Raw genomic sequence first — 13,610 nt, 5'->3', positions numbered from 1 at the left:
TTCCGTGTAATTACTCAACCCGCCTTGAACACGGAAATCCTGACACCCCCTTGCGCCAAGCAAGCGGACGACAGCTTCAGGCCGGTCTGAGGCAATTGCGTCGTCAAACCTGGGAGGCCTTGGCGAACCTGTACTGCTCATTCCACCATCGCACAAGTGCTCCATGCTCCCGATACGTAACCCATGATACGTTCTCCTCGGCGTCTGGACTTCCGCCGAAAATCAATGGCTTTACTAGCCATTTGACCTTTCCAGCGAGTCGAGAATCCGGTTCAAGTTCATGAGCAGCCGGAAGATTGATCGATGCAAGGTAACGCGTATCCAGCGGAACGCTCGGGACGGTGAAAGTCGCGCCGGCCTCATCCCGGACGATAAAATCTTGCCAACCTCGGAGCCCCAAGACTGCGAAGCCGGGAAGCGCCGTGTCGAAACCGCAGGCGCTCGCCGTGGCCAATGCCTCTTCGTATGTAAATAGGACGATGTAATCGTCTCCGTACCAGCCTTCAACCATATTCGTTTTGCGCCTCATGCTTTCGAAAGAGGATACCAAGCTCCGGCACATCTGAAGTATGAGCGCCTCCTGTGCGGTCCGGTCGTCACATGGCACGTCCCGCCGCACGCGGAAATTCGCCTTAATCGATAGACTGCATTCGAGGCCCAATCAAGCGTCCAAGCGCTGCAACTACGCCGCGGTCGAGTGATGCTTTTGGCCGCAAACCGACCTTCTCCCCCACCGTTCCGCAGGAATCCTGCGATCAGCAAAAAAACGGGCGCCCGCAGGCGCCCGTCGCATGCATCAAGAACAGCGCACCGCTTACTTGCTCTCGAACATGTCCATGATCTGCTGCTTCTCCTGCGGCGTGACCGGCGGCGGCGTGAGCCCTTCCGCCCCGGCCGAGCCGAGTGCATCGTTCGCACTGATCGCATTCGCCGCCGGGTTGATGTCGACGCTCGCCACGAACCCGTTGCCCGGCGTGCGATCGGCGTAATACAGCTCGCCGTCGATCGTCGTCAGGCCGTCCGGCATCGGCATCTGCTGCTCGGGCACGCCATTCAGCGCGGTACGCATGTAGTTCACCCAGATCGGCAGTGCGAGCTGCGCACCAAATTCGCGGCTGCCGAGGCTCTTCGGCTGATCGAAGCCCATCCACGCGACCGCGACGAGCGATTGCTGATAGCCGGCGAACCAGCCGTCCTTCGCGTCGTTCGTCGTACCGGTCTTGCCCTGCAGGTCGTTGCGGCCCAGCGCGTTGGTGCCCGCGCCCGTGCCGGCCGTCGCGACCGTATGCAGCAGGCTGTTCATCACGTACGCGTTGCGACCTTCGATCGTGCGCGGCGCCGTGCTGCCCGCGATCACAGGCTGCGACTTCTGCAGCGGCTGGCCGCGCGCGTCGTCGACTTCGGCGATCAGATACGGATCGACCTTGTAGCCGCCGTTCGCAAACACCGCATAGCCGGTCGCGAGCTGCAGCGGCGTCACGAGACCCGCGCCGAGCGCCATCGGCAGATACGGCGGCGTCTTCTTCGGATCGAAGCCGAAGCGCTGCGTCACGTACTCCTGCGCGTACTGCGTGCCGATCGACGCAAGGATCCGGATCGACACGAGGTTCTTCGAACGCTGCAGGCCGGTACGCATCGTCATCGGGCCGTCGGGCTGATCGTCGTCCTTCGGCTCCCACGCGGTGCCGCCCGGCACGCTCGGCGGGAAGTACAGCGGCGCATCGTTGATGATCGTCGCCGGCCCGAGGCCCTTGTCGAGCGAGGCCGAATAGATGAACGGCTTGAACGACGAGCCCGGCTGCCGCCATGCCTGCGTCACGTGGTTGAACTTGCTCTTGTTGAAGTCGAAGCCGCCGACGAGCGAACGGATCGCGCCGTCCTGCGGCGCGAGCGCGACGAGCGCGCCTTCGACCTGCGGCAACTGCACGATCTGCCAGCCGGTCTTCGCGTCCTTCAGCACGCGCACGATCGAACCCGGCCGGATGCGCAGCGTGTTGTTCGCGCGCGGACTCAACGCGCCCGACACGAAGCGCAGGCCAGCCGCGCCGATGCGCGTCGTCGCGCCGCCGACGAACTGCACGTCGACCGCGTTCGGCGCGGCCGACAGCACGACGGCCGATTGCAGGTCGCCGTTGTCCGGGTGATCGGCGAGTGCGTCGTCGATCGCCTCGTCGCGCTCGTCGCCGGCCGGCGGCAGATTGATCGTGCCTTCCGGCCCGCGATAGCCGTGCCGGCGCTCGTAGTCGAGAATGCCGCGACGCACGGCCTGATACGCGGCTTCCTGATCGGCCGAGTTGATCGTCGTCGTGACGGTCAGCCCGCGCGTGTAGGTCTCATCCTTGTACTGCTGGTACATCATCTGCCGCACCATTTCGGCGACATATTCGCCGTGCACCGCGTACTGGTTGCCCGGCGTGCGCACGTGGATCTCCTCCTTCACGGCCTGCTCGTACTGCGGCTGCGTGATGTAGCCGATCTCGAGCATCCGCTTCAGGATGTATTCCTGACGCACCTTCGCGCGCTTCGGATTGACGACCGGGTTGTACGCGGACGGCGCCTTCGGCAGGCCCGCGAGCATCGCGGCTTCCGCGAGCGTGATGTCCTTCAGGTCCTTGCCGAAGTACACGCGCGCGGCGGCCGCGAAGCCGTAGGCGCGCTGGCCCAGATAGATCTGGTTCATGTACAGCTCGAGAATCTGGTCTTTCGTCAGCGCCTTCTCGATCTTGTACGCGAGCAGCATCTCGTAGATCTTGCGCGTGTACGTCTTCTCGCTCGACAGGAAGAAATTGCGCGCGACCTGCATCGTGATCGTGCTCGCGCCCTGCCGCGCGCCGCCGTGCATCAGGTCGGCCACGCCCGCACGCAGGATGCCGACGAAGTCGACGCCGCCGTGCTCGTAGAAACGGTAGTCCTCGATCGCGAGCACCGCTTTCTTCATCACGTCGGGGATGTCCTGGAAGCGCACGAGGCTGCGGCGCTCCTCACCGAACTCGCCGATCAGCACGTGGTCGGCCGTGAAGACGCGCAGCGGCACCTTCGGCTGATAGTTCGTCAGCGCGTCGAGCGACGGCAGCTGCGGCGCCATCACGACGAGCGCGTAGCCGACGATCAGCGCACCGACGATCGCGATCGTCGCGAACAGGCCGATGAACCACAGCGCGATGCGTCCGCCGAACGAACGGCCGCCTCCGCCTGCACTGCGTGCGGCGTGGCGGTCGTCGCCGCGATCGTCGTCATCGGTGTAATAGGCGCCGGACGGCGCACGGCGCAGCGTGTAGTGAGGTTCGGTCCGGTCGGACGAGGAAGGCGGTCGTTTGATGATTGGCATGTCGGAATGGCGGGCTGCGTGGTGCCCTCGGACGCATGCGGAAAATGCAGGCGGATGAGTCGGAGTGGTATGTCGTGGCTACAGTCACGTCGACAGACCGCGCCATGCGTCGATCCGTTCCCGCGACGTGACAGCGCATTTTAATGAAATCGCCCGCGTGCCTTCGCGATTTTTTGTAAAAATTCCCGCACATCGGTATCGCGCCGCGCGTATCGGCGCGATCCTCGGCCTATCATGGACACGCGAACGCGCCTGCATGCGCGCGTTTCTTTCAGTCGCGAAAGCTTCGGCGCAAGTGTGCACCATGCGCTTGAAGCCGCGCGTTTAAGCCGTATTTAAGTGAACCGGTGGTGTAATATCCGCCGGCTCGCACGGGTCGCCAGCGGCACGCGGCGAGCGATGCCGCGACGCGCGGCGCCTTTCAACCACGGAGGATTTCATGTCGCTTTTCGACTCTATTTCGCGCACGATCAAGGGCCTGCTGAACGACGCGGCCGATTCGGTACAGGATCCGTCGCGCGACGCACGGCAGATCGTGCGGGAGCTCGACGACAGCATCGGCCGTGCCGAGAATTCGCTGATCGAGATCGAAGCGCAGGTCGCCACGCAGCGCAGCAAGCGCGACGCGGCCGACGACAAGGTGAAGAAGTACGAAGACGGCGCGAAGCGCGCACTGCAGGCCGGCGACGAAGCGCTCGCGCGCGAGGCGCTCGCCGCGCAGGTGAACGCGGAAGCCGAGCGCGATGCGCTCGCGGCCGAGCTCGCGACGCTCGAACCGTCGGTCGAGAAGCTGAAGGGGCAGATCGCCGACATGCGCCAGCGCCGCAACGACCTGAACGCGCGCTCGAACATCCTGCAGGCCAAGCAGGAAATCGCGCAGGCGAAGGACGTCGCCGCAAGCGCGCTCGGCGGCATCGGCGGCAAGAACCTGTCCGAAGACTTCCGCAAGCTCGAAGACAAGGTCGCGCTGCAGAACGCGCGCTCGGACGCACGGCTGAATTCGGCCGACACGTCGAGCGGCAAGGCGCTCGACGACAAGCTCGCCGCCCTGAACAAGGGCCCGTCGGTCGAGGATCGCCTCGCGGCGCTCAAGAAGCAGATCGACACGCCCGCGCAGTAACCCGGCGCGCCTCGCGGGCGCGTGTCGTGCGCCGCGAGGCGAACCGATCGTCAGGAGACGGGCCTATCGCGCCCGGTTCGACCATGAAGAAATCTCTCGCCGCTCTCGGCCTCTCGCTGATGCTGCTGTCGTCCGCCGCATTCGCGGTTCCGTCGCTGCAGCAAGTCGAGCAATCGATCGCGCAGCGCGACTGGCAGCGCGCGGACGCGCAGTTGTCGCAAGTCGTCGACGCGCATCCGAACAACGCGCACGCGCGCTATCTGTATGCGCAGGTGCTCGATCGCGAAGGCCGTGCGGCCGACGCGCTCGTGCAGTTGCAGCGCGCGAAGACGCTCGATCCGCAACTGCGCTTCACCGACGCGTCGCGCTTCGCGCAAACCGAAGCGCGGATTCGTGCCGATGCGTCGCGCACGGCCGGCAACGTGCCGTCGGCCACGCAGTCCGGTTCGCTGCAATCGTCGCTCGCGCCGTCGGCCGCACCGGCCGTCAAGCACGGGCCGTCGACCACGATGTGGATCGGTCTCGGCCTGCTCGTCGCGGTGATCGCGCTGGTACTGCGCTGGACGCTGCGGCGCGCGCGCTCGGCCGGCGACACGCGCGCCGACGACGAACGGCGCGCGCAGCTCAAGCGCGCAACCGACGTGCTGAACGACATCCGGCCGCTGAAGCTCGACGCGAAGCTCTCGACGCTGCCGGGCGCGGCCGCCCTCGCGGGCGAACTCGACGCGATCGAGGCCGACGCGCGCACGCTCGTCGAATCGCTGTCGAACGGCAAGAATCCGGTGCCGCCGTACCGGATCGACGAGCTCGAGCAGCGTCATGCAAGCGTGAAGGCGCGCGTCGAAGGCCGCCCCGATCCGGCCGCGCAGCCGGCCGCACCGGGCAACGGCAGCGGGTCCGTGTACGCGCAGGAAGCCGATCGCGTGACCGGTGCGCAAGGCCAGCCGTATCAGCAACCGCCGTACCCTCAGCAACCCTATCCGCCGCAGCCGTATCCGCAACAGCAGCCGCCCGTCGTGATCCAGCAAGGCGGCGGTTTCGGCGGCGGCATGGGCGGCCTGCTGACCGGCGTGCTGCTCGGCGAAGCGATGTCGGGCGGCCGCGATCGCGTGATCGAACGCGACGTGATCGTCGACGACGAGCGTCGCCGCCAGCAGAATGCGGACCCGGGCTTCGATCTCGGCCGCGGCGACGATTCGAACTGGAGCGACGGCAACGGCGGCGTCGATCTCGGCAGCAACGACGACGGCTGGAGCGACGACAACACCTGAGCGCAGCAACCGATCGGCTCGGCGCTGCACCAACGGGGCGTCCATGCCATGCATGGCGCCCCGTTCTCGTTGATGGCGCCCGCACCGCCCGTCGATTTGTCAATCATTTCAAGATGGACTACCGGCAAGCGGACGCGTTCGCTATCATGCGACCATCGGTGTGCCACCGACCCTTTATTCGACGCCCCGCCCCGCCGTGCGTCCCGGCACGCCTTCCCCCCCGCCCCAACCAGGAGAAAGCCGCTCATGAGCATAATCAAGGAATTCAAGGAGTTCGCCGTCAAGGGCAACGTGATGGATCTCGCCGTCGGCGTGATCATCGGCGGCGCGTTCTCGAAGATCGTCGACTCGGTCGTGAAGGATCTGATCATGCCGGTCATCGGCGTGCTGACCGGCGGTCTGGATTTCTCGAACAAGTTCGTTCTGCTCGGCACCGTCCCCGCATCGTTCAAGGGCAATCCGGATTCGTTCAAGGATCTGCAGGCCGCGGGCGTCGCGGTGTTCGGCTACGGCTCGTTCATCACCGTGCTGATCAATTTCATCATCCTGGCCTTCATCATTTTCCTGATGGTGAAATTCATCAACAAGCTGCGCAAGCCCGCGGAAGCCGCACCGGCCGCAACGCCGGAAGACATCGTGCTGCTGCGCGAGATCCGCGATTCGCTGAAGCAGCGCTGATCGCGCCCGTCGCGCTCACCCGAAAGGCCCGCCCTCGTGCGGGCCTTTTTCTTGCGCACCGGCGACGGCGACCGCGTGCGGTGCATCGCACTTTTTTGTGACAGGCGAACGCACGCGCGCGGAAAGCAGGTCTATGATGGAGACTAACGACAGTACAGGCGCCGAGACGCTGGCTGTGTCGATCGTGGCAAGCGGGTCGACGGGAGGCATCGATCGTCGTACCGCACGAATGCTGCATTTTCGTGTGCTATAACGGATCGGCATGCGGCGTACATAGCCGGGAGTGGGTCGCATGAAAGTGCCGCATTTCTTGCAATTGTTTTTGAGGCGAGTGTTTATGTCCTTCCCGAAAAAACGTCGACGTGCGCAACAGGACGGCCAGGAATCGTTCCTCGCGGTATTGCGCCATTCGAAGCCGTTCGCGCAGCTCGACACCAAGATTGCCCGCGCCCGCGCGCAGGACGAGCCCGTCCTCTACGCGCACGTGCTGCCCGGCCTCGACGTCCTGCTATGCAGCGTGCGCGGCGCGCAACCGCCGTATCCGGCGATCGCCGATTTGCGCAAGCGCTGCATCGAGTCGATCGCCAATGCGCTCGAACAACCGCTCGACGGCCTCGAAAACGGCGGATACTGGTACGAAGCGAACGGCTTCGGCTTCCTCGTCTTCGCGAGCCGCGCCCGCGCACGCATCCTGCCCGAATTTGGTGCAGGCACGAAAGCGAGCCTGCGCGGCGGTCTCGGCCGGCAGAACGCCGGCGACACGACACCTCGCTCCCTCGGCTGAACCGCCAACGATTCGATGGGCCGCCTCCGCGCGGCCCATCGGCCGTCTGCGCGCGCCGCATGCGCAACGCGCGGCGTGCGGCCTTGGTCAGCGCGCGTGGCGTCCGTTCTGCGGGCGCACGATGTCGATGAACGCCGCGAAATCCGCGCTGGCGAGCCCCTGTGCGGCGCCGAGCCGCAACACCTGCTGGACCGTGGCCGATACGGGCATCACGGCGCCCGTGTCGCGCGCGGCGTCGGCGATTGCATCCACATCCTTCTGGAACGTGCCGAGCGCGCCGATCGGCGCGTGCGCGCCCGACGTCATGCGCGGCACGAAAGTCTGCAGCAGCACCGAGTCGGCCCAGCCGCCGGCGAGCGCTTCGGCGAGGCGCGCCGCATCGATGCCGCTTGCCTGCGCGAGGCCGACCGCCTCGGCGATTGCCGTAACCGTGGCCGTCACGATCGCCTGATTGCAAAGCTTCGCGGTCTGCCCGGCGCCGGCGTCGCCCATGTGCGTGATGCGCGACGCGTACGTGTCGATCAACGGCCGCACCGCATCGAGATCGGCCGCACGGCCGCCCGCCATCACGGCGAGCGTGCCGGCCTGCGCGCCCGGCACGCCGCCCGACACCGGCGCGTCGACCCAGCCGACGCCGAGCTCAGCCGCGCGCGCCGCATAGTCGCGCGTCGCGGCCGGCGCAATGCTCGAATGATCGACGATGCGCTGCAGCCGCCGGGCCGACGCGTCGCCCGCGAGCAGGCCGTCGGCGCCGAATACGACGTCGCGGACCGCGCGCGTGTCGAGCACGCAGACGAATACCGTCTCGACACGCTGCGCGAGTTCACGCGGCGTATCGACGACCTGCGCGCCTTCCGCCGCGAGCGCCTCCGCTTTCGCACGCGTCCGGTTCCACACGCTGACGCGATGCCCGGCCGCCAGCAGATGCCGAATCATCGGCGCGCCCATCAATCCCGGTCCGCAAAATCCGACTTCCACGATTGTCCTCGTCTCCGATAAGGGTTGCACTTGCCGCCCATCATACCTATCACTCAAGAAGCCGGACACGCGCGACGCCGCTTCGGGCGCGCGGCTTGCGCCGGCGCTGTCACCGACATTCCAGGGAGTGCATCATGAGCGACCACGTCTACAAGTTGATCGAGCTGACCGGTTCGTCGCGGCAATCGTGCGACGACGCGATCCGCAACGCGATCTCGAAGGCCGGCAAGACGCTGCACAACCTCCACTGGTTCGAGGTGACCGACACGCGCGGCCACATCGAAGGCGATCAGGTGATCCACTGGCAGGTGACGCTGAAAGTCGGCATGCGTCTCGACGACTGACCGACGCCCCGCTACACACCGCGCCGCACCGCTACACGCGCTTCGCCGCACCGCTGGACGCGCACCGCCGCATGCACGCGGCGGCGCGCGCCGCGCTCGTCTTCTCTCTCCGTTCCGGCCGTCGCCGCGGCCCGGCCGGCGCCCATCTGCGGGTATCCATCTCTTGACGCTGGTTTTCGTTCATATTAAAAACCATATACCCCCAACGCCCCTCGATCAGCCCAGACATATAAACCGGAGAAATCATGAGTCAGCAACGCGAGGCGATCGACACGTACCTCTTGCGCGTCTTGCACACCCTGTTGATGGAGCGCAGCGTCACGCGCGCGGCCGTCAAACTGAATCAGTCGCAGCCGGCCATCAGCGCCGCGCTGCGACGCCTGCGCGACATCACCGGCGATCCGCTGCTGGTGCGCGGCAAGTCCGGCATGGTGCCGACCGAGTACGGGCTGCGTCTCCTCGAGCCCGTCCAGAACGCATTGCGCGAAATCGAACGGATCAAGTTCCAGCAGCACAACTTCGATCCGGCCACGTCGATCCGCTGCTACCGGATCGGCTGCCCCGACTATCTGAACGTGCTGTTCGTGCCGACCGTCGTCGAACGGTTCCGCCAGGCCGCGCCGAACGCGACGCTCGAATTCCATTCGCTCGGCCCCGCATTCGACTACGAACTCGCGCTCGAGGACGGCAAGCTCGACATCGTCGTCGGCAACTGGCCGGAGCCGCCCGAGCAGCTTCACCTGTCGAACCTGTTCGTCGACGAGATCGTCTGCCTGATGAGCAACACGCACCCGTTCGCGAAACGCGGCGGGCTGACGCTCGACCAGTACCTGAACGCGCCGCATCTCGCGCCGACGCCGTACTCGGTCGGCCAGCGCGGCGCGATCGACGTGCATCTCGCGCGCGAGCGGCTCAAGCGCCACGTCGTCGTCACGCTGCCCTACTTCAATCTCGCGCCGTACGTGCTCGTGAAGTCGGACCTGATCTTCACGACGACGCGGCTGTTCGCCGATCACTACGCGAAATTCCTGCCGCTGTCGGTCGTGCCGGCGCCGCTCGATTTTCCGCCGATGCAGTACTACCAGCTCTGGCACGAGCGCTGCCACTACTCGGACGAGGTGCGCTGGCTGCGCGGCCTCGTCGCCGAAGCGACGCGCACGCTGACCGAACCGTAAGCGGCTGCGCGGCAAACGCCGCGCACCTCGCGCGTGCACGCGTCGCGCGTCGCGCGTCGTGCGGCGGTCGCGGCGGTGTTCAAGACCGCCGCCGCGCCGACTAGCGCGACGCTTCGACGAGCGCCTTCGCGAGCGCGTTGTGACGTTCGATCACGGGCGGCAGATCGAGCGTCGCGAGCCGCCCTTCGCGCACGACCACCTTCCCGTTCACGACCGTATAGGCCGTCTGCGACGGCGCGCAGAACACGAGCGCCGCGACCGGATCGTGCAGCGCGCCCGCGAACAGCGGCTGACGCAGGTCGAACGCCGCGAAGTCGGCGGCCATGCCCGGCTTCAGCGCGCCGATGTCGTCGCGGTTCAGCACCTTCGCGCCGCCGAGCGTCGCGATCTCGAGCGCTTCGCGCGCGGTCATCGCATCGGGGCCGAAGCCGACCCGCTGCAGCAGCAGCGCCTGCCGCACTTCGGCGACCATCTGCGCGCCGTCGTTCGATGCCGAGCCGTCGACGCCGAGCCCGACCGGCACACCCGCGAGCCGCATCTTCTTCACCGGCGCAATGCCGGACGCGAGCCGCATGTTCGAGCACGGACAGTGCGCGACGCCGGTGCCCGTGCGCGCGAACAGGCCGATGCCCGCGTCGTCGAGCTGCACGCAGTGCGCATGCCAGACGTCGTGTCCCACCCAGCCGAGATCTTCCGCGTATTCGGCCGGCGTCATCCCGAACTTCTCGCGGCTGTACGCGATGTCGTTGACGTTCTCGGCAAGGTGCGTGTGCAGCGACACGCCGTACTCGCGCGCGAGCAAAGCGGCGTCGCGCATCAAGCCGCGGCTCACCGAAAACGGCGAACACGGCGCGACGACGACGCGCAGCATCGCGTAGCGGCCGTCGTCGTGATAGGTCTCGATCAGCCGCTGCGCGTCGCGCAGGATGTCGGGCTCGCGCTCGACGACCGAATCCGGCGGCAGCCCGCCGTCGCGCTGGCCGACACTCATCGCACCGCGGCTCGCGTGAAAGCGCATCCCGATTCGCTGTGCGGCCGCGATGCTGTCGTCGAGCCGGCTGCCGTTCGGATAGATATACAGATGATCGCTCGACGTCGTGCAGCCCGACTGCAGCAGTTCGGCCATCGCGGTCAGCGTCGAGACTTCGATCATCTCGGGCGTCAGGTTCGCCCAGATCCGGTACAGGTTCGTGAGCCAGCCGAACAGCTCGGCGTTCTGCGCGGCCGGCACCGCGCGCGTGAGGCTCTGATACATGTGATGGTGCGTGTTCACGAGCCCCGGAATCACGAGATGCCCGCGCAGATCAAGCACCTCGTCCGCGGTATCGGGCAGTTCGGCGCTCGGGCCAACGGCGACGATCCGGTTGTCTTCGATGTAGAGCCCCGCGTCGCGCAGTTCGCGCCGCGTGTCGTCCATGGTCACGAGCACGTCGGCGTGCTTGACCAGCAAGGTGGTCGGGCGGGATGGGGAGGATTGCGGCGCGCGTGCGCCGGCGTACTGCTCGAGGTTCATGCGTTCTCCGCGTCGGTCTGCCCCCGACCGCTTGCGGGGGCGCTCACAAAGCCGTTCGAACGCTGCGTCGTGGCACGCTCCGGTGCCTGCGTCCGTTCGAACGCCCTGGCCCGGTTACCCGGCGTGCTCGCCGTCTTCGGGGTGCGGCGCCGGCCGTCGGCCGACGCGCACGGCGGGAGGATCGCCGATGCGCGCGCCGCGCACAATGCGCGATCACGAATACCGGGCTTCACGGTCGCGATATGGTACGCCGCGCAGCGGCCCCGCGCAGGGCCGCGCCCGCGCGCGGCAGGCCGCGCCGGCAAGGCGTCGACAGCCGGTCATGCGCGGCGCATTATCTTTGCTATCGCGCGCGTATTTGCCGCAGGAACCTTCTTACAATGCCTGCACGGCGCTCGCTTCAACTTCGCCGACGGGTATGTAGCCACGTGACGTGGAGCCTCGATCCGCCGCACTGTCATTGGATCGAGCCGCCGCCGAACATCGCATTCACACAAGGACAATTGCGAATGGGAAAGCTCACTACCCACGTACTCGATACGGCGAACGGTCGTCCGGGCGCCGCACTCAAGGTGGACCTCTACGCGCTGGACGGCGACTCGCGCCGCGCGATCAAGACCGTGCTGACCAATAGCGACGGCCGCTGCGACGAACCGCTGCTCGAAGGCGCCGCGCTCACCGCCGGCGAATACGAACTCGTGTTCCATGCCGGCGACTACTTCGCGTCGCTCGGCGTGAAGGTGCCCGAACCCCGTTTCGTCGACCGCGTCGTGCTGCGTTTCGGCATCGCCGATCCGGGCGCGCACTATCACGTGCCGCTGCTCGTGTCGCCGTGGTCGTACAGCACCTATCGCGGCAGCTGACACACGCATCGGCTGCCCGCATCAAGACAACGATCTGAGTCTGGAGGAGTTTCATGGAAGGCTTCATCACCGACTGGCTGAACCTCGCGCTGCGATGGCTGCACGTCATTGCAGCGATCGCGTGGATCGGCGAGTCCTTCTACTTCGTCGCCCTCGACAACAGCCTGAAACCGCCGACCGACGCGAACCAGCGCAAGCGCGGCGTGTTCGGCGAGCTGTGGCACGTGCACGGCGGCGGTTTCTACAACATGCAGAAGTACACGGTCGCGCCGCCGGAAATGCCCGAAGACCTGCACTGGTCGAAGTGGCCGTCGTACACGACCTGGATGTCGGGCTTCTCGCTGTTCTTCGTGCTGTACCTGCTCGCGCCGAATACCTATCTGATCGACAAGAGCGTGCTCGACATGGGCCCCGTCGTCGCCGTCGCTTCCGCGCTCGGCTTCCTGATGGCCGGCTGGATCGTCTACGACTCGCTGTGCCGCCTGCTCGGCACCAACGATCGCGTGCTCGGCATCTGCGTGGGCATCTACGTCGTCGTCGCGGCCTACCTCGCGTGCCATATCTTCGCCGGCCGTGCCGCGTATCTGATCGTCGGCGCGATGCTCGCGACGATCATGTCGGCGAACGTGTTCTTCGTGATCATTCCCGGCCAGCGCAAGATGGTCGACAAGATGCTCAAGGGCGAAGAGCCGAACCCGATCTACGGCAAGCGCGGCAAGCAACGCTCGGTGCACAACACCTACTTCACGCTGCCGGTCGTGTTCGCGATGCTGTCGAACCACTACGCGATGACGTACGCGAACAAGTACAACTGGGTCGTGCTCGTGCTGATCATGCTGGCCGGCGCGCTGATCCGCCAGTTCTTCGTGATGCGTCACCGCGGCCAGCAGCTGTGGTATCTGCCGCTCGGCGGCGTCGCGCTCATGGCCGGCGCGCTCGTGTGGACGATGCCGAAGCCGGTCGCGCCCGAAGCGCAGGCGGCGAACGCACCGAAGATCGCGGTCAAGGACATCATGCCGATCCTGCAGCAGCGCTGCGTCGAGTGCCACTCGTCGAAGCCGACGCTGATGGGCAGCGCGCCTGCCGGCGTGATGTTCGACACGCCGGACGAAGTGTCGAAGAACGCGCAGCGCATCTACGAGCAGGCCGTACGCCTGAAGACGATGCCGATCGGCAACGTCACGCACATGACCGACGACGAGCGGACCAAGCTCGCCGCGTGGTTCGAGGGTGGCGCGGTGAAGTAAGCCGCCGCGCGCCGGGCGACGAACGAAGTCCGGCGCGATTCTCTCCGTTCTCGGGGCCCGGAAACGGGCCCGTTTTTTTGCCTGCGGCGTTTGTGGCAAATGTGCTGCGGGCGGTTGTCGACGTGTCGTGTCTTGTCTTGTCGTGATCGTACGCAGCAACACGCCGTGTGCAACGCGGTGCGACGCTCGCATCCGAGATCGCGAGACTTCATCCGCAAGCCAGTCGCGCCACGCGACGATGCGCCGATCGCCAAACGAGGGGCCTGTCAGGAATTTTGTGTTTAAGGCATAACATGCTCCCAAGGAGAG

The 13,610-nt window shown here is 66.2% G+C and carries 13 protein-coding genes; 9 read left to right on the top strand and 4 right to left on the bottom strand.

Annotated elements, in window-relative coordinates; all coding sequences use genetic code 11:
• Window positions 1-103: 103 nt before the first annotated feature.
• Both ACSHSS_RS28290 and ACSHSS_RS28285 read right to left on the bottom strand, forming a co-directional pair.
• Window positions 104-511: a hypothetical protein gene (locus ACSHSS_RS28290; protein WP_043279906.1), complete on the bottom strand. Its 408-nt coding sequence runs from the start codon at window positions 509-511 to the stop codon at window positions 104-106.
• Between the two features lie 303 nt (window positions 512-814).
• A complete protein-coding gene (locus tag ACSHSS_RS28285; RefSeq protein WP_445545812.1) occupies window positions 815-3,328 on the bottom strand; it encodes a penicillin-binding protein 1A in 2,514 nt (837 codons plus the stop codon).
• Window positions 3,329-3,767: 439 nt separating this feature from the next.
• Here ACSHSS_RS28285 and ACSHSS_RS28280 point away from each other — a divergent pair, with 439 nt between their 5' ends.
• From ACSHSS_RS28280 to ACSHSS_RS28265, 4 genes are all read left to right on the top strand, one after another.
• A complete protein-coding gene (locus tag ACSHSS_RS28280; protein WP_006402210.1) occupies window positions 3,768-4,448 on the top strand; it encodes a PspA/IM30 family protein in 681 nt (226 codons plus the stop codon).
• 83 nt (window positions 4,449-4,531) lie between these two features.
• Complete coding sequence (locus ACSHSS_RS28275) at window positions 4,532-5,719, top strand: tetratricopeptide repeat protein (protein WP_445545811.1); 1,188 nt, start codon at window positions 4,532-4,534, stop codon at window positions 5,717-5,719.
• A 246-nt stretch (window positions 5,720-5,965) separates the two neighbouring features.
• A complete protein-coding gene (gene mscL / locus ACSHSS_RS28270) occupies window positions 5,966-6,397 on the top strand; it encodes a large conductance mechanosensitive channel protein MscL (RefSeq protein WP_006402712.1) in 432 nt (143 codons plus the stop codon).
• Window positions 6,398-6,734: 337 nt separating this feature from the next.
• Complete coding sequence (locus ACSHSS_RS28265; RefSeq protein ID WP_006402711.1) at window positions 6,735-7,181, top strand: hypothetical protein; 447 nt, start codon at window positions 6,735-6,737, stop codon at window positions 7,179-7,181.
• A gap of 87 nt (window positions 7,182-7,268) precedes the next feature.
• Here ACSHSS_RS28265 and ACSHSS_RS28260 read toward each other — a convergent pair whose 3' ends face one another.
• Window positions 7,269-8,159, bottom strand: coding sequence for an NAD(P)-dependent oxidoreductase (locus tag ACSHSS_RS28260; RefSeq protein WP_445545810.1), 891 nt, complete (start codon window positions 8,157-8,159; stop codon window positions 7,269-7,271).
• Window positions 8,160-8,293: 134 nt separating this feature from the next.
• Here ACSHSS_RS28260 and ACSHSS_RS28255 point away from each other — a divergent pair, with 134 nt between their 5' ends.
• Both ACSHSS_RS28255 and ACSHSS_RS28250 read left to right on the top strand, forming a co-directional pair.
• The gene (locus tag ACSHSS_RS28255) at window positions 8,294-8,503 is read left to right on the top strand and encodes a dodecin (protein WP_006402709.1); all 210 of its coding nucleotides are present in this window, start codon (window positions 8,294-8,296) and stop codon (window positions 8,501-8,503) included.
• A gap of 245 nt (window positions 8,504-8,748) precedes the next feature.
• The gene (locus ACSHSS_RS28250; protein WP_105841462.1) at window positions 8,749-9,678 is read left to right on the top strand and encodes a LysR substrate-binding domain-containing protein; all 930 of its coding nucleotides are present in this window, start codon (window positions 8,749-8,751) and stop codon (window positions 9,676-9,678) included.
• 100 nt (window positions 9,679-9,778) lie between these two features.
• On the opposite strand, the gene ACSHSS_RS28245 is transcribed toward ACSHSS_RS28250, so the two are convergent.
• Window positions 9,779-11,191 (bottom strand): 8-oxoguanine deaminase, encoded by a 1,413-nt coding sequence (locus ACSHSS_RS28245; RefSeq protein WP_054315037.1) that lies wholly within the window; start codon window positions 11,189-11,191, stop codon window positions 9,779-9,781.
• Between the two features lie 123 nt (window positions 11,192-11,314).
• Between ACSHSS_RS28245 and ACSHSS_RS28240 the strand changes: the two genes are divergently transcribed.
• The 3 genes from ACSHSS_RS28240 to ACSHSS_RS28230 all read left to right on the top strand — a co-directional run bounded on the left by ACSHSS_RS28240 (window position 11,315) and on the right by ACSHSS_RS28230 (window position 13,301).
• Window positions 11,315-11,623, top strand: coding sequence for a hypothetical protein (locus ACSHSS_RS28240; RefSeq protein WP_175795262.1), 309 nt, complete (start codon window positions 11,315-11,317; stop codon window positions 11,621-11,623).
• A gap of 77 nt (window positions 11,624-11,700) precedes the next feature.
• Window positions 11,701-12,054, top strand: a complete 354-nt coding sequence (gene uraH / locus ACSHSS_RS28235) for a hydroxyisourate hydrolase (RefSeq protein ID WP_006407665.1) — start codon at window positions 11,701-11,703, stop codon at window positions 12,052-12,054.
• Window positions 12,055-12,107: 53 nt separating this feature from the next.
• Window positions 12,108-13,301, top strand: coding sequence for a urate hydroxylase PuuD (locus ACSHSS_RS28230; RefSeq protein ID WP_006402704.1), 1,194 nt, complete (start codon window positions 12,108-12,110; stop codon window positions 13,299-13,301).
• The last annotated feature ends 309 nt before the right edge of the window (window positions 13,302-13,610 follow it).

Source organism: Burkholderia sp. BC1 (genome assembly GCF_052683555.1).
This window is presented reverse-complemented; position numbering and strand designations above follow the sequence as displayed.

What these genes read in the sequence shown, in the direction of transcription:
- ACSHSS_RS28290 (WP_043279906.1), bottom strand. Translation starts at nt 511, where the DNA reads ATGGTTGAAGGCTGGTACGGAGACGATTACATCGTCCTATTTACATAC.
- uraH (WP_006407665.1), top strand. Translation starts at nt 11,701, where the DNA reads ATGGGAAAGCTCACTACCCACGTACTCGATACGGCGAACGGTCGTCCG.
- ACSHSS_RS28255 (WP_006402709.1), top strand. Translation starts at nt 8,294, where the DNA reads ATGAGCGACCACGTCTACAAGTTGATCGAGCTGACCGGTTCGTCGCGG.
- ACSHSS_RS28250 (WP_105841462.1), top strand. Translation starts at nt 8,749, where the DNA reads ATGAGTCAGCAACGCGAGGCGATCGACACGTACCTCTTGCGCGTCTTG.
- ACSHSS_RS28285 (WP_445545812.1), bottom strand. Translation starts at nt 3,328, where the DNA reads ATGCCAATCATCAAACGACCGCCTTCCTCGTCCGACCGGACCGAACCT.
- mscL (WP_006402712.1), top strand. Translation starts at nt 5,966, where the DNA reads ATGAGCATAATCAAGGAATTCAAGGAGTTCGCCGTCAAGGGCAACGTG.
- ACSHSS_RS28265 (WP_006402711.1), top strand. Translation starts at nt 6,735, where the DNA reads ATGTCCTTCCCGAAAAAACGTCGACGTGCGCAACAGGACGGCCAGGAA.
- ACSHSS_RS28280 (WP_006402210.1), top strand. Translation starts at nt 3,768, where the DNA reads ATGTCGCTTTTCGACTCTATTTCGCGCACGATCAAGGGCCTGCTGAAC.
- ACSHSS_RS28230 (WP_006402704.1), top strand. Translation starts at nt 12,108, where the DNA reads ATGGAAGGCTTCATCACCGACTGGCTGAACCTCGCGCTGCGATGGCTG.
- ACSHSS_RS28275 (WP_445545811.1), top strand. Translation starts at nt 4,532, where the DNA reads ATGAAGAAATCTCTCGCCGCTCTCGGCCTCTCGCTGATGCTGCTGTCG.
- ACSHSS_RS28245 (WP_054315037.1), bottom strand. Translation starts at nt 11,191, where the DNA reads ATGAACCTCGAGCAGTACGCCGGCGCACGCGCGCCGCAATCCTCCCCA.